The sequence below is a fragment of the Bacillus sp. FSL P4-0290 genome (assembly GCF_037975435.1).
GTDB classification, from domain to species: Bacteria; Bacillota; Bacilli; order Bacillales; family Bacillaceae; genus Bacillus; species Bacillus subtilis.
On the sequence record NZ_CP150253.1, the window covers coordinates 1,080,783 to 1,101,385 of the forward strand.

The 20,603-nt window shown below is 43.0% G+C and carries 22 protein-coding genes; 9 read left to right on the forward strand and 13 right to left on the reverse strand.

Features of this window, described 5'->3' with window-relative positions:
* Positions 1–104: 104 nt before the first annotated feature.
* Entirely contained in the window at positions 105–962 is an 858-nt protein-coding gene (locus MKY10_RS05580) for an SDR family oxidoreductase (RefSeq protein WP_003245662.1), read from the forward strand.
* 27 nt (positions 963–989) lie between these two features.
* Here the strand turns inward: MKY10_RS05580 and MKY10_RS05585 are convergent, their stop codons facing one another.
* Positions 990–1,223 carry an IDEAL domain-containing protein gene (locus tag MKY10_RS05585; RefSeq protein WP_003233142.1) on the reverse strand — a complete coding sequence of 78 codons (234 nt, stop codon included), beginning with the start codon at positions 1,221–1,223 and terminating at the stop codon, positions 990–992.
* Positions 1,224–1,515: 292 nt separating this feature from the next.
* Between MKY10_RS05585 and comK the strand changes: the two genes are divergently transcribed.
* The gene (comK, locus tag MKY10_RS05590; RefSeq protein ID WP_003245329.1) at positions 1,516–2,094 is read left to right on the forward strand and encodes a competence transcription factor ComK; all 579 of its coding nucleotides are present in this window, start codon (positions 1,516–1,518) and stop codon (positions 2,092–2,094) included.
* Positions 2,095–2,138: 44 nt separating this feature from the next.
* Here comK and MKY10_RS05595 read toward each other — a convergent pair whose 3' ends face one another.
* Positions 2,139–3,038 carry an SDR family oxidoreductase gene (locus MKY10_RS05595; RefSeq protein WP_339226276.1) on the reverse strand — a complete coding sequence of 300 codons (900 nt, stop codon included), beginning with the start codon at positions 3,036–3,038 and terminating at the stop codon, positions 2,139–2,141.
* A 217-nt stretch (positions 3,039–3,255) separates the two neighbouring features.
* On the opposite strand from MKY10_RS05595, the gene MKY10_RS05600 reads away from it, so the two are divergent.
* The gene (locus MKY10_RS05600; RefSeq protein ID WP_003224373.1) at positions 3,256–3,525 is read left to right on the forward strand and encodes an excalibur calcium-binding domain-containing protein; all 270 of its coding nucleotides are present in this window, start codon (positions 3,256–3,258) and stop codon (positions 3,523–3,525) included.
* Positions 3,526–3,568: 43 nt separating this feature from the next.
* Here MKY10_RS05600 and MKY10_RS05605 read toward each other — a convergent pair whose 3' ends face one another.
* The 3 genes from MKY10_RS05605 to MKY10_RS05615 all read right to left on the reverse strand — a co-directional run bounded on the left by MKY10_RS05605 (position 3,569) and on the right by MKY10_RS05615 (position 5,805).
* The gene (locus MKY10_RS05605) at positions 3,569–5,038 is read right to left on the reverse strand and encodes a sodium:solute symporter (protein ID WP_015252422.1); all 1,470 of its coding nucleotides are present in this window, start codon (positions 5,036–5,038) and stop codon (positions 3,569–3,571) included.
* On the reverse strand, positions 5,035–5,235 hold the full coding sequence (locus tag MKY10_RS05610) for a DUF3311 domain-containing protein (RefSeq protein WP_015252421.1): 201 nt from the start codon (positions 5,233–5,235) through the stop codon (positions 5,035–5,037). The genes MKY10_RS05605 and MKY10_RS05610 overlap by 4 nt, the downstream gene beginning before the upstream one ends.
* Positions 5,236–5,433: 198 nt before the next feature.
* Positions 5,434–5,805: a hypothetical protein gene (locus MKY10_RS05615; RefSeq protein WP_014476361.1), complete on the reverse strand. Its 372-nt coding sequence runs from the start codon at positions 5,803–5,805 to the stop codon at positions 5,434–5,436.
* Between the two features lie 151 nt (positions 5,806–5,956).
* On the opposite strand from MKY10_RS05615, the gene MKY10_RS05620 reads away from it, so the two are divergent.
* The 4 genes from MKY10_RS05620 (at position 5,957) to MKY10_RS05635 (ending at position 9,372) form a co-directional block, all read left to right on the forward strand.
* Complete coding sequence (locus MKY10_RS05620; protein WP_010886465.1) at positions 5,957–6,580, forward strand: VTT domain-containing protein; 624 nt, start codon at positions 5,957–5,959, stop codon at positions 6,578–6,580.
* Position 6,581: 1 nt separating this feature from the next.
* Positions 6,582–7,088 carry a signal peptidase I gene (gene lepB, locus MKY10_RS05625; protein WP_003233128.1) on the forward strand — a complete coding sequence of 169 codons (507 nt, stop codon included), beginning with the start codon at positions 6,582–6,584 and terminating at the stop codon, positions 7,086–7,088.
* Positions 7,089–7,268: 180 nt separating this feature from the next.
* On the forward strand, positions 7,269–8,768 hold the full coding sequence (locus MKY10_RS05630; protein ID WP_015252420.1) for a monooxygenase: 1,500 nt from the start codon (positions 7,269–7,271) through the stop codon (positions 8,766–8,768).
* 76 nt (positions 8,769–8,844) lie between these two features.
* Positions 8,845–9,372, forward strand: coding sequence for a MarR family transcriptional regulator (locus tag MKY10_RS05635; protein ID WP_015252419.1), 528 nt, complete (start codon positions 8,845–8,847; stop codon positions 9,370–9,372).
* A 147-nt stretch (positions 9,373–9,519) separates the two neighbouring features.
* Here the strand turns inward: MKY10_RS05635 and glcP are convergent, their stop codons facing one another.
* From glcP to ntdA, 4 genes are all read right to left on the reverse strand, one after another.
* Positions 9,520–10,725, reverse strand: a complete 1,206-nt coding sequence (glcP, locus tag MKY10_RS05640) for a glucose/mannose transporter GlcP (protein WP_015252418.1) — start codon at positions 10,723–10,725, stop codon at positions 9,520–9,522.
* 71 nt (positions 10,726–10,796) lie between these two features.
* Positions 10,797–11,849: a glucose-6-phosphate 3-dehydrogenase NdtC gene (gene ntdC, locus MKY10_RS05645; RefSeq protein ID WP_339226279.1), complete on the reverse strand. Its 1,053-nt coding sequence runs from the start codon at positions 11,847–11,849 to the stop codon at positions 10,797–10,799.
* Positions 11,850–11,862: 13 nt separating this feature from the next.
* On the reverse strand, positions 11,863–12,711 hold the full coding sequence (ntdB, locus tag MKY10_RS05650; protein ID WP_015252416.1) for a kanosamine-6-phosphate phosphatase: 849 nt from the start codon (positions 12,709–12,711) through the stop codon (positions 11,863–11,865).
* The gene (ntdA, locus tag MKY10_RS05655; RefSeq protein ID WP_015252415.1) at positions 12,683–14,008 is read right to left on the reverse strand and encodes a 3-dehydro-glucose-6-phosphate--glutamate transaminase; all 1,326 of its coding nucleotides are present in this window, start codon (positions 14,006–14,008) and stop codon (positions 12,683–12,685) included. Before ntdA ends, ntdB begins: the two co-directional genes overlap by 29 nt.
* A 103-nt stretch (positions 14,009–14,111) precedes the next feature.
* On the opposite strand from ntdA, the gene ntdR reads away from it, so the two are divergent.
* Complete coding sequence (ntdR, locus tag MKY10_RS05660) at positions 14,112–15,101, forward strand: NTD biosynthesis operon transcriptional regulator NtdR (protein WP_015252414.1); 990 nt, start codon at positions 14,112–14,114, stop codon at positions 15,099–15,101.
* A gap of 213 nt (positions 15,102–15,314) precedes the next feature.
* On the opposite strand, the gene MKY10_RS05665 is transcribed toward ntdR, so the two are convergent.
* The gene (locus MKY10_RS05665; RefSeq protein WP_015383286.1) at positions 15,315–16,469 is read right to left on the reverse strand and encodes an AbrB family transcriptional regulator; all 1,155 of its coding nucleotides are present in this window, start codon (positions 16,467–16,469) and stop codon (positions 15,315–15,317) included.
* A gap of 106 nt (positions 16,470–16,575) precedes the next feature.
* Positions 16,576–17,781, reverse strand: coding sequence for an MFS transporter (locus MKY10_RS05670; protein WP_015252413.1), 1,206 nt, complete (start codon positions 17,779–17,781; stop codon positions 16,576–16,578).
* Positions 17,782–17,894: 113 nt separating this feature from the next.
* Here MKY10_RS05670 and MKY10_RS05675 point away from each other — a divergent pair, with 113 nt between their 5' ends.
* Positions 17,895–19,622 carry an SgrR family transcriptional regulator gene (locus MKY10_RS05675; protein WP_061891215.1) on the forward strand — a complete coding sequence of 576 codons (1,728 nt, stop codon included), beginning with the start codon at positions 17,895–17,897 and terminating at the stop codon, positions 19,620–19,622.
* Between the two features lie 29 nt (positions 19,623–19,651).
* Here MKY10_RS05675 and MKY10_RS05680 read toward each other — a convergent pair whose 3' ends face one another.
* Both MKY10_RS05680 and MKY10_RS05685 read right to left on the reverse strand, forming a co-directional pair.
* On the reverse strand, positions 19,652–19,978 hold the full coding sequence (locus MKY10_RS05680; protein WP_061891214.1) for a four-helix bundle copper-binding protein: 327 nt from the start codon (positions 19,976–19,978) through the stop codon (positions 19,652–19,654).
* 117 nt (positions 19,979–20,095) lie between these two features.
* On the reverse strand, positions 20,096–20,533 hold the full coding sequence (locus MKY10_RS05685; RefSeq protein ID WP_003245806.1) for a ferritin family protein: 438 nt from the start codon (positions 20,531–20,533) through the stop codon (positions 20,096–20,098).
* Positions 20,534–20,603 lie beyond the last annotated feature (70 nt).

Genomic DNA, 20,603 nt, shown 5'->3' on the forward strand with positions numbered 1-20,603 from the left:
TACCTCCAATCAGATTTATTCTTAATTTTTCCATATTCTATCTTTTCATACATAGGAAGCAGGCATTGTTCATAACATAATAAGGTTGAAAAGGAGTGATTTCATTGGCGAATCAAAAAAAGAAAACATTACCGCCTCAGCACCAGAACCAGCAGCCTGGTTTTGAATATCTGATGGACCCGCGTCCGGTTTTTGATAAGCCGAAGAAAGCGAAAAAATTAGAGGGCAAAACCGCTATTATTACTGGAGGAGACAGCGGGATTGGACGCGCTGTCTCGGTGTTATTCGCAAAAGAAGGGGCTAATGTGGTCATTGTGTATTTGAATGAACATCAGGACGCCGAGGAAACAAAGCAGTATGTAGAAAAGGAAGGGGTAAAATGCCTGCTGATTGCAGGAGATGTCGGGGATGAAGCGTTTTGCAATGATGTGGTCGGGCAGGCAAGCCAAGTGTTTCCATCCATTGATATATTGGTTAACAATGCAGCTGAGCAGCATGTCCAGCCCAGCATTGAAAAAATCACCAGCCACCAGCTGATCAGAACCTTCCAAACAAACATTTTTTCCATGTTTTACTTAACAAAGGCAGTGCTGCCTCATTTAAAAAAAGGGAGCTCTATTATTAATACCGCTTCAATTACCGCCTATAAAGGCAATAAAACGCTGATCGATTATTCAGCGACAAAAGGCGCGATCGTTACGTTTACAAGGTCCCTTTCCCAGTCGCTTGTTCAGCAGGGCATACGGGTCAATGCAGTGGCACCGGGTCCCATTTGGACACCGCTTATCCCGGCCAGCTTTGCCGCAAAAGACGTGGAAGTGTTTGGTTCAGACGTGCCGATGGAACGCCCGGGACAGCCGGTCGAAGTGGCGCCAAGCTATCTATACCTTGCCAGCGACGATTCCACATACGTCACAGGACAGACGATTCACGTCAATGGCGGAACCATTGTGAACGGATAATAAAAAGCCAATCCTTGAAGGATTGGCTTATTCGCTCTGCTTGAGCGCTGCATATTCTTTAGAGAGCGTAAGAAACGCATCTTTATCTTTTTCGTCCAAGGCTTTGTTAATTTGGTCCGTCAGCATGGCAAGCCGACGGTTATACAAGGATTCATCGAGCACCATTTGAATGTAGATATCCGTCATTGTGACATCGAATTCTTTTGTTTTTTGCGTGTTGCGGGACTTCATGAGCTCAGTGTACGATTTTTTCTCTTTCATAAAGAATCCCCCCAATGCCTTTTTTATAGTATATGGATAACGGTCGAAAAAATCAATAAATTTTTATAATTTTTAGACAACTAATACTTGGCAATCTATCGACATATCCTGCAAAATGCCGTAAACCGGCAAGTCTTATGAAAGTAAAATCGATTTATTACTAGTCATTTAGTACCATTAAATATCATTAAAAGATGATTTTATCTTAAATGTTAAAAAAACCTGTCGTTTTATAAAAACAGATGATAGATTATTAGTATAAATTTTGCAGAAAAAGGATGGAGGCCATAATATGAGTCAGAAAACAGACGCACCTTTAGAATCGTATGAAGTGAACGGCGCAACAATTGCCGTGCTGCCAGAAGAAATAGACGGCAAAATCTGTTCCAAAATTATTGAAAAAGATTGCGTGTTTTATGTCAACATGAAGCCGCTGCAAATTGTCGACAGAAGCTGCCGATTTTTTGGATCAAGCTATGCGGGAAGAAAAGCAGGAACTTATGAAGTGACAAAAATTTCACACAAGCCGCCAATCATGGTGGACCCTTCGAACCAAATCTTTTTATTCCCTACACTTTCTTCGACAAGACCCCAATGCGGCTGGATTTCCCATGTGCATGTAAAAGAATTCAAAGCGACTGAATTCGACGATACGGAAGTGACGTTTTCGAATGGGAAAACGATGGAGCTGCCGATCTCTTATAATTCGTTCGAGAACCAGGTATATCGAACAGCGTGGCTTAGAACCAAATTCCAAGACAGAATCGACCACCGCGTGCCGAAAAGGCAGGAATTTATGCTGTACCCGAAGGAAGAGCGGACGAAGATGATTTATGATTTTATTTTGCGTGAGCTCGGGGAGCGGTATTAGAAAATAGAAAGGAGCTGACCCACAGGGCAGCTCCTTTCATAAACCTATGCCGTCGGAATTCCTCCGGTGATTCCATATACCTGAGATGTCACATAGCTTGAATTCTCTGAAGCTAGAAATACATAAACATCGGCCAATTCCACTGGCTGCCCAGCACGATTTAATGGAGCTGGCGGCGTGCCTTGTCCGAATTTCGGGATGTTTTCCGTCGGCTGTCCGCCGGAAATTTGCAGCGGTGTCCAAATTGGTCCGGGCGCAACTGAATTTACTCTGATGCCTTTGGAAGCAAGCTGTTTTCCCAGTCCGACGGTAAAGCCGATAATGGCGTTTTTCGTTGCTGCGTAATCTAACAGCATCGGGCTTGGATTATAGCCTTCAACTGAGGTAGTTGTGATAATTGAAGCTCCCTCCGGCAAATACAGAAGCGCCGCTTTTACAACCCAGTAAAGGGAAAAGACGTTCACTTCAAATGTTTTATAGATTTGTTCAGTAGGCAGATCTTCGATGTTTTCGACCGCTTGCTGTTTGCCTGCAACGAGCGCTAGAACATCAAGTCCGCCGAGTTCGTGATGCGACTGTTTGACTAGATCTTGGCAAAAGGATTCGTCGCTCAAATCTCCGGGGATCAGCACTGCTTTTCGGCCTTCTGCTTCAATCAGCTCTTTTACCTCTTCAGCATCTGGCTGTTCCTCGGGCAAGTAGTTAATGGCCACATCGGCACCTTCTCTGGCGTAAGCAATCGCGGCAGCGCGGCCGATACCGGAATCGCCGCCCGTGACAAGCGCTTTTCGACCCGTTAGTTTACCTGATCCTTTGTAGCTTTTTTCTCCGCAATCAGGGACAGGCTTCATGTTCTTTTGCAGTCCTGGCGGTTCTTGATATTGTTCGGGAAATTCATCATGAAAAAATGCTTTTATAGGATTCGTAAGATTTGAATCAGACATCAGCAACGCTCCTTTTCTGTTTGGTGTACATTCGTATGTGTACCCCTGAGCATAAGCAGAAAAACATGTTTTGGCAGTTTGAACACTGAAGGACCAAAGAAAACAAGAAAAAACAAAGCCTTCTTCCATATTTATCTTGTCAAATAAGACTATATGAATTATGATAAATTCGAGCTATAAATCAACTAAATATTGGGTATTGGGGGAGTGAATCGTCATGAAAAAAGCGGCGGCGGTTTTGCTGTCACTCGGTCTCGTTTTCGGTTTTTCATACGGAGCTGACCATGTGGCGGAAGCCAAAACAAAGGTGAAGGTCTATAAGAACTGCAAGGAGTTAAACAAAGTATACAAAGGCGGAGTGGCCCGCACTTCGAAGGCGAAAAACAAAGGCGGAAAAACAAAGTACAAGCCTTACGTCTCTAAGGACCTTTATGATGCCAATAAAAAGAAAGACCGCGATAAAGATCTTATCGCCTGTGAACGGTAAATAAGAAAAAGCAATCTGGTGTCCAGATTGCTTTTTCTATTGCTTAAGCCGCCTGATCGGCCGCAGCGCTTTTCGCCTTCCTTGTCATAAGGCTGACTGCCATCATGACCGTGATATTCAAAAGCAGGGCGACGATTCCTACATTCAAGTCTTTTGCGGCTTGCGGCAGAGCCGGAAATAAAGTGCCGATCGTCGTTTCCGTCATTGTAATATAAGTAACTGCTCCGACACCTGCAATAATGCCGGCGAAGGCTCCTTGCTTTGTCACCATATTATGCTTGAACAGGCTGAACAAAAGGGCGGGGAATAGCTGTGTGACAAGGCTGTAGCCCATCAAAAGCAACGTAACGATGGTATTCCCGCCTTTGAAGGTAAAATACACCGAAATCAGCGCAATCACCGGCACTAAAAACTTAGCAAGCGCCGAAACTTGCTGTTCTGTCGTGCGGGGCGCGATTACCTTGTACACATTTTTTGCAAACAATGTGGAGGCGGACATTAAGATCATAGACCCTGGCACAAGTGCTGTCAGCAGTCCGGCAGCACCGATAATTCCGACAAACCAAGGGTCAAATGCTTGCAGAGACAGTCTCAAAAGCGACAAATCCCCGTCTGCGCCATTCAGATCTGGAACTTGCAGGATAGCCGCAAAGCCAACGAAAAGGACGAAGAGCAGGACCAGCTGGTACAAAGGCATGATGATGGCGTTTTTACGAAAGACTTTTGGGTTTTCGGCTGAATACGAGGCGGAAAACGTGTGAGGCCACATGTAAAACCCGAGCGCTGTCAAGAGTACGGTTGAACTGAACCAGGCTACACTTTGTCCCGATTCGGGTAGCGTAAGAAAGCCAGGCTTTGCCGTTTCAATCTGCTGAAACATGTCTTGAAATCCGCCGTAGTAATGAATTGGCAAATACACACCTAAAAACAGAACGACAACCAGAATCATGATGTCCTTCACAACCGATATCCAGGCAGACCCGTGAATGCCTGAAACCATAACATAAACCGTGATGGAAACAGCGCCGATCCAGATGGCAGCGGTCGGGGTGATTTTGCCGTACGAGGTTTCCGATACAATCAGCCCGAGGCCTTTCAGCTGCAGTACAAGATAGGGAATGAGTGCGGCGATGCCGACCAGTGAAACGAGAATGCCAAGCAGCGGACTGTTGTATTTTTTTGTGAAAAAATCAGACTGCGACATCAGTTTATGCTGTTTCGCGTACGTCCAAACTGCTGGAAGAAGCCAGTAAGAAAGGATGTAGGCCAGACATCCGTAGGCGATGATATAAAAGGCTGGACCGCCTTTTCCGTAGGCCCAGCCGCTGCCGCCGAGAAACGTAAAAGTAGTATAAATTTCGCCTGCCATCAAAAGGAAGACGAAAACAGTTCCGAAGCCGCGCCCTCCGACCGTCCACTGCTCCAGGTTCATGTCTTTTCCTTTTTGGGCGCGTATACCGAGAAAAATACTCAAGAGCAGGACACCGAAGATGATGATGAGAGCTGCATTCATTCTGTTTCCTCCTTTTTATTTTCCTTGTCGAGGACATACACAATCGCCATCAGCGCAGAGGTCAAAAGAGCCCACATCACAATATAGGCAAGAATAAACGGCATGCCGAACACATAGGGGGTCACCTTATTTGCAAAAGGGATGCCGAGTAAGATTCCGATAAAGGGCAAAGCGGCAAGAACGTGAATCAGTTTCATAGAATCCTCCTTCTATTTAGGATTGGGGTGTACAAGCCTAAGCGTACTGAAAATGATGTCGCAGATATGGCAGAACATGTCACTTTTTAGGGTGAAAGGCTGTGGTTCGAATTATAAATAAATTTATTTTGTTTGTATAGTGTGAATTGTCTGAAATTAATGATCTGAATCGCCCGAAGAGGGAACGGGCAGTATGATTCAAAAGGCTCGGAGTCTGTCCGGGGCAAATAGATAGTATGTTAATAATTCGCTGACCTGCTCACGGATTCGCGGATTAAAATAGCGGTGGTTTTCTTCATAACCGTCGATGACAAATGTATAGAGTGTAAAGGCCTCATCGCGTTCCGTCTCGCGGATTGCAATTTTTCTTTTCCTCAGTTCTTTTCTGACCTCCATCAAATCCTTTTGTGCTATTTTTAATGATTCGCTGATAAGCTGTTTATAAGGATGCTTCAATTTTAATGTGCTTTCTTCAATTCCGGCGAGATCACGGTTAAAAATCGTAATGGCCATAGGCAAAAAGAGAGCCCGTTCAATTAAATCGTATATTTCCTCCTGCAGATTTGGCATGTTGACTCCTTCTTTCTAAGGGAACGTTTGTTCTATTTGTATTCTATATCGGCTGGTGAAATGTTTCAAGACAGAAAAAATCACCAAAACTTTTTAGTTTTCTGCTGATAATGTGTAGAATAAGGATAGACAAACCCGGTAAGGAGTATAAATGTTGGAGCATTTTTTATCCTATTTGACACAAGAACATTTAACTGAATTATTTCAAAGCTATAGGGCTTTCGGTCCGCTCATTGCTGTGCTGCTGCCTTTAATTGAAGCATTTCTCCCGTTTTTGCCGCTGATCGTGTTTGTGGTGGCGAATACGAACTCGTTTGGCTTGTGGGAAGGATTCATCCTGTCCTGGGCGGGATCAACTGCTGGTTCCATTCTCGTATTTTTGATTGTCCGTCAATACGGACAGAGAAAATTGCTTGGATTTATCCGCAGTCATCCGTCTGTCAGAAAGCTGATGTTATGGGTGGAAAGACACGGCTTCGGTCCCATGTTTCTTCTGCTTTGTTTTCCATTTACACCGTCAGCCGCGGTGAATGTTGTTGCCGGTTTGTCAAGGATCGGAACGCGGCCGTTTATTTTGGCGGCAGCCTCGGGGAAGCTTGTCATGATTTTTATGATCAGCTTCATCGGATATGATCTGCACGCGCTGATTACACAGCCGATTCGAACGGTCATCGCCGTATTGGTGATCACTGTCTTATGGTATGTCGGCAAAAAGGTGGAGCGGTATCTGCATGTAAGAGCCAGTCAGCGTGAGCATGATGGAGGGAGACAGTAACATGAAAAAACGGTTTTGGTTTCTTGCCGGTGTAGTGTCCGTTGTTCTCGCCATTCAGGTTAAAAATGCTGTCTTTATTGATTACAAGGTAGAAGGCGTCAGTATGAACCCGACCTTCCAGGAAGGAAACGAATTGTTGGTCAATAAATTTTCGCATCGATTTAAAACCATCCATCGTTTTGACATCGTCCTTTTTAAAGGTCCTGATCATAAAGTGCTGATTAAACGGGTAATCGGCTTGCCCGGTGAAACGATCAAATATAAAGATGATCAGCTGTATGTGAACGGAAAGCAGGTTGCTGAGCCATTTTTGAAGCATTTGAAATCTGTTTCTGCCGGCAGCCATGTAACGGGTGATTTTTCTTTGAAAGATGTGACGGGAACAAGCAAGGTGCCGAAAGGAAAATATTTTGTCGTTGGAGATAATCGCATATACAGCTTCGACAGCCGGCATTTTGGTCCGATAAGAGAAAAAAATATTGTCGGTGTGATTTCTGATGCCGAATAAAAAGACGCTAATTGAAGAGGCGTCTTTTTGTATGCCGTTTGGAAAAATGTGTTGAAGAAAAATTTGTAAGGAGCTATAATCAAAATTGTTACCTATGTAACAAAATTTATATATTTTTTTGATTAGAGGGCCGTTTTTATTGGTTTTTGTTCGTTTTTCATGAAACAAAAGGAGTGGTGAATGATGATGAAATATGAAACAGTGATTATAGGAGGAGGGCCGGTTGGATTTATGCTGGCTTCTGAGCTTGCGATGGCCGGAGTGGGAACTTGTGTGATTGAACGGCTTGAAAAACCTGTTCCGCATTCCAAGGCGTTGACGCTGCATCCCCGAACGCTGGAGCTTCTTGAGATGAGAGGGATTTTAGAGCGGTTCGTATCCAAGGAAAGCAAGATACCTTCCGGACATTTTTCAATGCTGGATACCCGTCTGGATTTTTCAGGCTTGGATACGAGCTGTCCTTACACGCTTTTGCTCCCGCAGTCAAAAACAGAAAAGCTTCTTGAAGATCATGCACGAAGCCTGGGAACAGAGGTGTTTCGGGGTGCCGAGGCGCTGGCGGTTACGCAAAACGGGGAAGCGGTCCAAACAATTTTTAAGGATCGGGACGGCAGTGTACGGACGATCACAAGCAAGTTTGCCGTTGGGGCAGATGGCGCCGGGAGTACCGTCCGGAAACAGGCGAAAATTGAGTTTCCGGGAACAGACAGCACTGTCACCGCTGCGCTTGGGGATGTGGCGCTCCTTTCTCCGCCGGCGTCAGGCGTGCTGTCCCTTTGCACAAAAGAGGGCGGTGTTATGATTGTTCCGTTATCTTCAGACCGATATCGTGTCGTTGTGATCAGCCCTTATCGCACGCAAACGCCGAAAGATGTGCCTGTGACTGAGGAAGAGCTGAAAGCTGACCTCCTGCGAATTTGCGGAACTGACTTTGGTTTAAGCGACCCTTCGTGGATGTCGCGGTTCGGGAACGCCGCGCGCCAAGCGAAACGGTATCGGGACGGCAGAATCTTTCTTGCGGGTGATGCCGCGCATATTCATTTTCCGGCGGGCGGGCAAGGACTGAATGTCGGCCTTCAGGATGCGATGAACCTTGGGTGGAAGCTGGCGGCGGCCATCAAAGGCTCTGCGCCTTCATGGCTTTTGGACAGCTACCATGACGAGCGGCACCCGGCAGCTGAAGGGCTCCTGAGAAACACGGAGGCACAGACAAAGCTGATCGATTTCACTCAAGCAGGCCTCCATTTGCGAAGCATGATGTCGGAGCTGCTGGCCTTCCCTGATGTGAATCGATATGTAGCGGGGCAAATTTCTGCGCTCGATGTCAGATATGAAGCTGATCGTACCATGCCGCCGAATCGTTTGAACGGGGCAAGGCTCCCTGACATGGAACTGATTCTTTCCGACGGCAATTCGGAACGGCTGTACAGCTTTCTCCAAAACGGGACATTCGTTTTGCTGTCATTGAGGCAGGAAGCTGATGATCATATCGAAGTGAAAGGCTTACGTACGGTAACCGCCTCGCTTGCAGAACCGAATGAAAAGTTGCGGGATGTGCATACCATATTGATTCGTCCCGATGGACATGTAGCCTGGGCGGTGGATGCATCAGCGCCCGATTGTGCCGAGGTGATTCAAAAAGGGATCAGCCGCTGGTTTTCCGTCACCAGCCGAGTATAATTCAATTCGATTGTTTCATCTGTAACAAAACGGTATGATAGAAGAAACAATCGAATGAAAAAGGATGGAAAACCCGATGAACACAGATCATACGAAACGCAATCTTTTTGAATTGTATGCGGAGCTCATTCATCAGCAGGAGAAATGGGAGGGGCTTATTAAAGCCTTTTTATCTGACGAATTGAGGAAGCTGGATGTAGAGCACGGGAGTAAATCTCAATTGACGATGACAGAAATTCATGTTCTATCTTGTGTCGGGGACAATGAACCAATTAATGTCACGTCGATAGCAGAAAAAATGAATACGACAAAAGCGACTGTATCACGCATCAGCACAAAATTGCTCGGCGCAGGCTTCCTTCACAGAACACAGCTCAGCGATAATAAAAAGGAGGTCTACTTCCGATTGACGCCTGCTGGAAAAAAGCTGCACAGTTTGCACAAATATTATCATCAGAAGGCTGAACAGCGTTTTCTGTCATTTTTTGACCGCTATACCGAGGAAGAGATTCTTTTTGCGGAACGGCTGTTTCGGGATCTGGTGACAAAATGGTACCCGTCGTCAGAAGAAATTGAAGAGGGGCTTCCTAGCATTTTTAAATAAAAAAACACGCACTGCGGTGCGTGTTTTTCGCGTTTCTTCCTTCTTTTTCAAGGCTGTAACGTAAATCAGTTTTCCTCTTGAAGAGATGTTCAGGAATTTGCCCTGCTTATACGATATGTCTATTAGTATCTTTAATTTACACATTTTCTACTGTGTTTTTGATGCTTTGTTTTCAAGTGAAATAGGGTCTTCTGTTTTAGTTCTCCTAATCTTTACAGAAATACCTACTAGAATGACCGCCATAGTTGTAAATATTCCCATGGTTAATAAGATCGTATCCTGATTTAAACTCCATCCAATTAAGAAAGAGATGATCGCTCCTCCGAAACTTGCCGAGGCAATAAATAAACTTGTAACTTCGTCAACGTACTTCTGAATAATGATTGATGCTAGTGTTAAAGCAATGGGAAATATGCCCGCTATACTTAGGCCAATCAAAAATGTACCGCCCAATTGAAGTATTGGGTTACTTATATAAGAGAAAGCAATCAACAAAACAATTAAACAACTACAGCTAAAAAGGAGGTATTTAGAAAAATCAAGCCTTCTGCTTACTAAACCAATCAATATTCTTCCTATGATGATCCCTACCCAGAAAAAGGAGACACTTATAAGACTAATTTGTTCATTGTCTTGGTTTATCATGATTGAAGGTAAAAAGTTGGCAAAATTTGTTTCGATTCCAGCATATAGGAAAGCAAAAAATACAAAAAAGCCTAATTGCTTTGATTTTTTTCTATCTCCTATAAAGTATTGAAATGCTCCTCCGTCTGGAAAGGTCACTTGTTGGTTGGCATTCTTAGCGTACTTTCGGTTCTTGGACAAGAAAATTAACCACCCTACGAATAGGACGAATAAAAAGGTGAATATACAGTAATACGGTAAAAACCAGTTATTGATATCTATGAAGGAATTAATTAATAATGGGAAAGATAAAGCGCCTAATCCAAAGAGAACTTCCAGCTTACTCATTTTTTCTGCATTACTTTCGAAATTAGCAATAACAAATGAACCAACTGTCGTTTCTAATGTGCCTGCCCCATATCCTAAGAGAAAAGCCATTACAACAATATAATACCAATCCTTAGTTAGAAAAAAGATACTTAACGCTACAAGCATTATTGTCAAAGCTAAAGTAAGTGTCCTAAAATGACTGTATTTCTTAATCATTAACGGTGCGATTAATACTCCGCTTAGAAATCCGGTAAACTGAAAAAAGATTATGACTGAAATATCATCTGTTGTCTTGTTAAAAGCCTCTAATAGAAATGGTGTCAAACTCCCTGTTGATATATGGATAATACCTACTGTAAAAAAGAAAGCATATCCAAATAAATATGTCCCTCTTAACATTCATTACACCCCTATATGAAAAAGCAGGAAAATAAATTCCTGCTTTTTTAGTAACTTCTCTCTTCGAAATACTAGTTGACTGCTGAAACAGACATTGGTTGAGAGTTGCTGTCTTTCTCAAAGAACATTTCTAACACTTCCTGAGATCTAAAACCATCACTAAAAGAAGGGATCTCAACCCAATCATTCTGAGTTGATGCAATCCAATTGATTAACTCGCTTCTAAAAGAATCAGCCCATCCATAAAACTCGTTTGGCGGATCGTTTAATAGGCTTTGCGGTACTGGGCAGTCTACCACGTTCAAGCCATCTATGAGCTTGTAAACGTGAGGATTACCTGTGTGGTATTTAAACTCTTTTTTGTGTCCAACTACCTCAATGCTAAAACCACAGTCTTCAGGTACAGAACATTTTGATGTGATGATATTTACAAATACCTTGTTCTTCAGCTGGCTATAAATTTCTGCATAGTCATCTACGAGTACCTGTTTATCCTCTTTTGTTTTTACATTTGTGTTCATTTTTGCCCTTACTGATTCTGTGATGAAATCACTCTCGAACAAATACCATACCATGTCAATAAGGTGAATACCCAGATCCCCCAATGATCCACTCGTCTTCTTACTGTTAGCGTCATCTCTCCAAGTAAACTTCTTACGTCTAAGTGCACTATTTTTCTTGAAGTGTACTTTTATGGACAGTATGTTACCTAGTTCATTATTGATAATTAAGCTTTTTAAGATATTTACGTAAGATAAATATCTATAATTAAATCCCATACTGGCTCTTACGCTCAACTTTTCAGCGGTATCTTTCATTATGCTTGCTTCTTCAAGAGAAATAGCCATAGGCTTTTCACACAATACATGCTTATTTTTTGCTAATGCTTGCAAAGCATGTTCTTTATGGCAAAAGTTTGGTGATGCTACAATTAAACCTTCTGAGGCATCAATTAGTTCATCTGCGTTTTCAAATGACTTCCCGCCGAAAGTTTTCACAAAGCTTTCCGCATTTTGTTGATTTATGTCATATACCCCTACTAACTCTGCATTTTTTATTGTAGATAAAGCAGTTGCATGCACTCTTGCAATACCACCTGCACCTATGATTCCTATCTTCTTCATTTTTATTTCCTCCTCATGATCCAATTAATTTTTTTAAGGTATTAGTAATTCCTTTTGAGTACTCACTATCAGTTATAAGGTGGTGCAAGTTTTTGGCTTCTTGTGTTGCATTTTTTAGCAGATATCCATTCCCTACTGTCTGTAACATACGAACATCATTTCCACTATCCCCAAATGCGATAGCTCTTTCGGTATTTAGGTTGTATTTCTCTAACATAAACGTTACAATTTCATTCTTTCCTGTCCCTGTGGGGATAAAATCTACATCATAGCTGTCTTCTGGATCGCCTGCTAAGGGATTACACCGATTTATATTTACTGAAACGCCATATTCCTCGCAGATTTTTTCAATTGCTAATAGGTTTTTCTTGTCGTTTATTTCATCTTGTTCCTGATAGTAGAAGTTATGCTTATACCGTGACTTTCCTAATTGAGTTTGAGGATTCAAAAGAATGTTATGATTTTCATGTAGCTGTTTCACAAGTTTTTCAACCTTTTCTTTACTAAACCCTTCATTAATGCGACTGTTCCACTTGTTATCTTGCTGACCGAAGTTATGCTCTGAAAAGTACGTAATTTCAGTTCCAAGATCACTAGCTATAAAATGCGGAAAATATCTAAAATTTCCTCGTCCCATTTTATCGAGAATAGATTCTATACTGCTCCCAGTAACCCATCCGATTATTAGCTCCCCATCTTTACTTTTTTGTTCTAGGTAGTCTTCGAGTTCATAAATGTCTTGTTGTTTTTGTTCGTCGATTGTATGCGGAAAATACGTTTCATCAAAATCACAAAAAACAATATACTGAGGATGTTCAACCGTGGATAACGTTTTATACTCCGATTTCTTGCTTAATAACATGAAACAGTCCCTCCATTACTCTGTCTTGTTCTTCTAAAGTAAATGACGGATATAAAGGCAAATGCAGTACCTGACTATGAGCCTTTTCCGTATGAACCAATTGGAGTCCTGCATACTTGTCCTGTACTAAAGGAGTTTTTTGCATATGAGACAGTATTGGATAATATACATCTGTTTGAACACCAAAATCTTCATTTAATTTAGTCATGATATCTGCTCTATCTTCTGTTCTTACCTTAATAGGAAACAGATGCCATACATGATCTTCACTTAATTCTGGTAATTCAATATAGCCTTTATTCTGCAACTCTGCTAATTGGGTAATGTATCTATCCGCCAAGAACAGTCTTTTGAAGTTGTTTAATGAAAGGTACTTCATTCTCTCTAAACCAATTGCTGCCTGTAAATTGTCCATTTTTGAATTAAATCCAAAATTGATGACTTTCTTATTTTTTACATTTACTTCAAAACCGTGATAACTAAATTGAATGCATTTTTTAGCGAGTTCTTCATTATCAGTTGCTATTGCCCCAGCCTTGCCACATACACCCAAATTCTTATAGGGATTAAAACTTAATGTAGTGATGTCTGCATACTTTCCTAAGTCTGTCAGTCCAATTCCTTGGCAGGCATCTTCAATTACTTTTAATTTATAACGATTTGCGATTTGACGGATATGCTGCATGTCTGAATGTTTTCCGTATAAATGCACAGGTAGAATAAACTTTGTATAAGGAGTTATTGCTTCTTCAATTTTGTCAGGATCGATGCAGAATGTTTGTGGGTTAATATCTACATAGATAGGAACGCCTCCCAAAGCTAACACAGCATTTTCAGTAGCTGAAAAGCTATTAGCCGGCATGATAACTTCATCCCCTGGGTTTAACCCTAAAGCCAATAAACCTATCATAATAGCATCGGTTCCACTGCTGGTTGCAATTACATACCTTTTATGTAAATATGTAGATAAAACGTTTTCGAATTGCTCTAAATAGGGGCCACTCGTAAATTTTCCAGTTGGCAAAACTTCAGTTAATGTATTTAAGATATCTTCCACTTCATCATTGGTTATTAATCTGTCTACAGGCAAAAAAGGGACTTTACTGATTTCACGATTTTTTTGATAGTTGAAAAGGTCATGTTCAATATCTATCTTTTCTTTTAATACTTGTTTCCACCGCTCGTTTACAATACTGTCTTCAATAACAAGTTCTTTTCCTTGTACGTCACCTTTTAAGTGTTTTAATAGTGACATGTTTTCTTTGCTTTTACCTGAAATCTTAACCTGTTTTTGCATGAACAGTACCTCCAATGATTTTATAATCTAAAAATTTATTACAAATTTATCCTAGTTTCTGAAATCGGTAACATGTCAACAACTTTTTTAAGGAAGGGAAAATATGCCTACAATTGATGAAATAGCAAAATTATGCAATGTGTCTAAAACCACAGTGTCAAGAGTATTGAATAATCATCCTTATGTGTCGAAAGAAAAAAGAGATATGATCTTAAAGGCTATTAACGAACTTGACTACACTCCCAATTATTTAGCTCGGAATTTTAGGAGAAATAAGACACAAACGATAGCTTTATCGGTTCCGAGTATCGACCATCCATTTTTTGCTCAATTAATAAAAGGGGTCTCTCATGAAGCACTGTTTAAGAATTACAAGGTAATTGTATTTCAGACCTTTTATGACAAACAGACGGAGCTAGAATTATTAGAGTTATTGAAACATAAAGAAGTGGATGGCATTATTCTTGGAACTTTAGAAAATGAATGGGATCAGATATCCCCTTTCTTAAAGTATGGTCCTATCTTATTATGTAATGAATATCATCACTCAGCGGACATCACGATAATTGGGTATGATGAATTTGAAGCCGCATACATGGGGGTAGTACATTTAATTGAAAGAGGGCATAAAAAAATTGGGTTTTGTTTTGATACTCCATATAGCGAAGCTCAATGTCAGAGGAAAGAGGGTTATTTGAAAGCTTTACAAGATTACAATTTACATCATAGAAACGAATGGATATTCGGCGAAATGTTTAATATCGAGGATGGCTTTCGTGTTTTTCATAAGATAAAGGATCTAAAGGACAGACCCTCAGCAATATTTACAGGAAATGATCAAGTCGCCGCAGGGATTATTAAACAGGCGATGAAAAATGGCTTTAAAGTTCCAGAAGACTTAGCTGTAATTGGTTTTGACAACCAATTGATCTGCCAAGTCGTTACTCCGACCATAACAACAATTGATATCCCCGTAATAGAATTAGGCCAACAGGCTGTGTTGAAAATCATCGAGTCCATTTCGGGTAATGCCTCTTTAAACAGAAGAATTATTAAACTGCCAACAAAGCTTATTATAAGAGAATCAACGTAACGATAGATTTCCCTTTATCATTTTATATCTTTATATAAGAAAAAGAGGTTATTCATTTTAACCTCTTTTTCAATCGTAAGTCGTCAATTATTTCTTTCATTTCATCCTCTGGCAGCACTCACTTCAAATCTGATCCATTAACAACGAAATATCCGCTTATATTTCCCCATCTCGATGGTTTGCGAATTAAAAGTTCTTGAAGCCTTTTTTCAACTAGGCATTACTGCCGCTGATTGAGCTCTTTTTGTCTTTTTTTTCACCATGAAGATGGTGAAGCAGGCGATAAAACGGCGGCAGCAGGGCAATAACCAGAATGACGCGAATGACCTGAACCGCAACGACAAAGGTGGAATCAGCATGTAAGGTAACTGACGTCGTCGCCATCTCTGCAATCCCGCCGGGCGCAAATGCCAGAACAGAAGTGATCAGCGAAATACCTGTTAGCTCGGAAACGATCACGGCGCTCAAAAACATTGCTGCGATTAAACCGACGGACGAGACAAACCCGACGATGATAATACGGGTGACGCCGGCAAACATGCTTTTGTACATCTTGGAGCCGATCGTTGCCCCGAGAAATACTTGTGATACATGGTTAGCTTGTGACGGCCACCATGCCGTCATGTCGTGCCCTGTCACCGCAGCTCCGCCAACATGTACAATTGCTACACCGAGCATGCTGCCGAGCAGCCATGGAGCTGGAAATTTTAAAAATTTCGCAGCTTTGCAAGCTCCCCAGGCAGCGAGAATAAGAATGACGGTCCACAAAACGGGAGCGAGCCTAAAATCTGTCGTTGCAGAAGAAATTGTCTCTGCTGCGGCACTTGCGGTACGATCTTGTTTTGTATAGATCAGAATGACTAAAAACGGAATGGAAAGCACCACGAGCAGCACACGCATCATTTGAACGAGGCTGACTATAGCGGTATTGGCGCCTACTTCCTGTGCGATGCTCGGCATGGCGGAAAGCCCGCCGGGAGCGGTTCCGACAAAGCTAGTCATCATATCCGTTTTGCTGAAACGCCAAAGCACATATCCTGACAGCATGGCCAGCAGGATAGACAATATCAGCATAACGCCGACTGAAAACCAATGGTCTTTGAGAACAGAGAGAACGGATAAATTCAGCTTTTGGCCCAATTCGATGCCGAGGATCATCTGCCCGAGGGCGAGCCATCGTCGGTTAATTCCTTTTTGGTCTGGTGCCATCATCAGCCATGCCGGCCGTATCATGGCGAGGCAGCAGGCGACAATCAGTGTTCCGATCATCCATCCAATTGATATTCCGGTTAATGAAAGAATAAACCCCCCGGCTGCACTGATTGCGATAAACCATAGATCTTTGAGGAGATTTTCGTCTTTCTTCAATGTAAAACCCTTCTTCCTTTTTCACGTAACACTCCAATTGTTCACGTAGTGAATGTATTTATTACTATAGTATATTTTTGTTGATAAAGAAATTATGAATTATTTTCTATAAGCGATTCACTTTTCTTATGACCTTGTGTTCGAGCTTCTCTATTGTGTAAGTCAGAGATAAACCCGCTGTCAGCAGACATACGGCAAGAGCGTAAAAAATCACTTCTCCGCCAAATGATGTCAGGATCAGCCCGCCTGCCAGCGGTCCGATTGAGCGGGATATATCCCAATGCAGACCATAGACAGCATAAAACCGGCCCAGCAAATGAGGCGGCGCCAATTTTGATATGAAGGTCTGGATGTGGGTTAGCCCGATGCTTTCGCCAACCGTCATCATCGCTGCCGTCACTAAAAGCATTATCAGGGAGGTTGAGCATGCAAAACCGGCAGCCGCAAGGGAGTAGCAAATATAAGTAATGAAGAGGATCGTTTTTATTGAAAGCTTTTCGGTCCCTTTGACAAGAGGTACTTGGAGAACACAGCTGAATAAAGCTTTTGCTGCTGAATAGATGGTCAGCATGGACAGATAATCAGAAAACATGTTTTTGCTGAACAGCCTGTATGTTGTTTCTGTTTGTGCATATAACATGCTGATGGGGAGAGAAAGCAGCAAAAGAAGCAGGACAGGCCTGTATATCGTAAAGCTCGCGGACATTTTCGGGGTAACAGCTGGGTGTAGCGGCTTTGTCTCAGGCAGTTTCAGTGCAGCGATCAGAAAGTAGATAAACAATGCTGCGGCATCTAATGCGAATATCCACACGGGGTTATGATTGTACAGCAGCATCCCCACTAGCGGCCCTGCCGTCAGTCCCGCCGAATAGATCGCATTGATGACCGCAAACACTTCCGAACGTCTGCTTTCCGGCGTGCTTTCGGCGATTTGGGCGCGGGAAGCGGGAATGTACAACGATCTTCCGATGCCATTCATGACATAGAGAATAGCGAAAACATACGCATGCTCAGCAAATACAAACCCTGTCATTGCCGCTGATTGAAGAAGCAATGCGGTCAAAATCGCTGTGCGCCGCCCAATCCGGTCCGCCGCCTTTCCTGCAGCGAGCGTCAGGAAAATATCAGCAAATGGCTGAAGGCTGATGATCAGCATTGGCATCATGATACTGCCGTTTAATTGTTCATGCAGATACAGCACCATAAAAGGTCCCATCATTGCACCTGTCAGGCTTGTCAGCAATTCGCCGAAAAAGCGGAGCCGAACGGGAGCGGTATATCTCGATTTTATAGAGTGAAAACTGGTCAACATGTGATCGCCGCCTTTCGCTGTTTGATATAGTAGTAGTGTATAGAAGGGGCGGCGGCCCAAAAAGTGAAGAAAAGAAGAGATAAAAGTTCCCCTTTTGTCGGGAGGTGCGGGGATTGAAGCTGATAGAGCACTACGTGGCGCTTGTAAAAACAGGCTGCGCCGAGTATGGGCAAATGAACGAAATGACGCTTACTGAGATTGCCGACTGTTTATTTTGTACAGAAAGAAATGCAAAGCTCATTTTACATAAGCTGGAGAACAGCAATTGGATTATCCGGGAAAGCGGGGCGGGGCGCGGCCACAAATCTAAAATCGCGTTTCTTCGGAGGCCTGAGGAACTGCTTCTTCAAACTGCAAAGGAATATACCATGTCAGGAAAGCTTAAAAAGGCAAAGGAGCTGCTTCAGCAGTATCAGTCCGCGTTTCCAGGGCTTCAAAACGAATATAACATGTGGCTATCAGAGGTATTCGGATTTGTGACGGAGACAGGCGAGAATGGGGCGAAGGATGTCCTGCGGCTGTTCATCACGCCTGAATCTGTCAGCAGTTTGGATCCATGCCAAATATTTTTGCGGTCTGAGGGCCATTTCGTCAAACAGATATTTGATACACTCTTCACGTTTGATTCGGATATGCAGGAGCCGAAGCCTCATTTGGTTCATGGATGGGAAGAGGTCGGAAAAAAACAATGGAGATTTTTTCTTCGAAAAGGTGTGTTATTTCATAATGGACAGCCGCTGACATCGCGGGACGTTGCGTTTACATTTCAGCGCTTTTTGGAACTGGCTGACAACCCGTATAAATGGCTTCTGCACGGAGTGAAACAAGTCTTAGAAAAGGGCCCTTATTGTGTGGAGCTCATACTCGATAAGCCGAATGCGCTTTTGCCGTATGCTCTTTGTGATGAACGGCTGTCCATACTGCCGGCAGAACAGGGCGGCGGGAAAAATGGAACAGGGCCTTTTCAGATGAATCAGCAACATAGCGGGATGCTTGTGCTTGAAGCCAATGAGCGCTACTTCAAGGGACGCCCCTATTTGGATCGCGTTGAGTTTGTGTTTTCTGAGCAAGCCGGAGAGATGAACGGTTTTACCATTCAAGAAAAACAAACATGTCCTGAGCAGCAAACTGTCTTTGATGAGCGGCATGTTCAGTATTTGTCGCTTAATCTGAAAAAGAAGGGGCCTCTTCAGCACCGAAGCTTTAGAAAAGCGCTCCGGCTGCTGATTTCCTCTGAACGGCTCGTTCGTGAAGCGGGAGGGCACCGAAGAATTCCGGTTACGTCCTTTTTGCATCCGAGTCCTTTTGAGTGGGAGGGCGTTTCGCCATCTGAATTGTTGAAAAAAAGCGGATACGAGGGCGAAACAATCGTGCTTTATACCTTTTCGGAAACGGATCATCGTGAGGACGCCGAATGGATTCAAAATATTTGCGCCCAGCACGGTATCAGGCTTACACTTCAATTCTGTGATGCTGCTGATCTGCGACGGCCGGAAATCGTGCAGATGGCGGATATCATTCATGACAGTGCGACGTTTTATCAAGACAGCGAGTTTGGTTTTCTGCATTTGCTGCTGTCGGAGAACAGTTTCTTGTATCAGCATCTATCTGAAAAGCTGACACAGATTTGCTCAGGAATGACAGAGCGGATGTTTTCCATGCCTGACCGCTGTTCGAGAATCAACATCCTGCGTGACATTGACCGGCAGATGATACAGGAGCTGAACGCGATCCCGCTGTATCAAAATGTGCTCCAGGTGACATCAAGTAAAAATGTAAAAGGCCTGGTGCTTGATGAAGAGGGATGGATTGATTTGTACTCCGTATGGCTGTCCAAATAAAAAGAGGGTTCTTTTTTGAACCCTCTTTTTTACGCTGCCATGCTGCGGCATTGTTCAGCACAGGCGAAGCAAGCTTTCGCACATGTTTGGCAATGATCATGATCGTGCTTTCCGCATTCAGTGCCGCGTGCTTCACAAATGTCGGCGCAAAGTTCACAAATTTCTTTCATAAACGGGCTGTCCGTTTGCATGGCTTTGACCGCCAGCGCGCAAATATCCGCGCATTCCCTGTCAAGCCGGATGCATCCGCTGAGATGATGCTGCATGCTTTCTTCCAAGCATTTAGTAAAACAATGATTGCAAGCCTTCATACAATCGATGCAAGCCTCAATACAAGCTTCAGAATATTGCTCCATGGTTGATTCCCCCTGTATGGCAGTATATGGTTTTATGTTTCCCGGCTGCATTTGAAAAAAACAGGGGAGTGTGTTTTTAGCTAAGGGGATATGTACATATACCCTGAACGGGTATATCTAACGTTCCATCAGATAGTATAGGAACCAGACAGCGTGATTTTGTTCATCACGTGCTGCGCGCGTAAAGACGCCTTTCGCTTTTAAGTTTGACGTTTCCTCGGCCGCACGCAAGTAAAAGTCGACGGTTTCTTGTTCATCTTTAAAAGCGGCGTCCAATCCTCTTGTGAAATTGTCCGGGCATTCTTCCGTTTGTTTCGGCATGATGTGTTTGCCGGTAATTGAACCATACAGTGTGGAAAATTCACGGAGGTGGCGAATCTCGTCACGCCTGATTTCTTCAATCTGTTTTCTGACCTCATCGCTGTGGGCGAGTTCGGCGAGCTTGCGGTAGCATTGAATGGCACTGAATTCTCCGTTGATGGCCTTCTGCAAATTTCGAATCAAAACAGGATCTTCCCTGTATGGCACCGGATAGGGATAGTAGCTGTAATGCAAGGGGATTCAACTCCATTCTTAGGAATTGGGCTTCTGTAAAAGTATATGTTGGGCAGGGAGAGATGTGCGG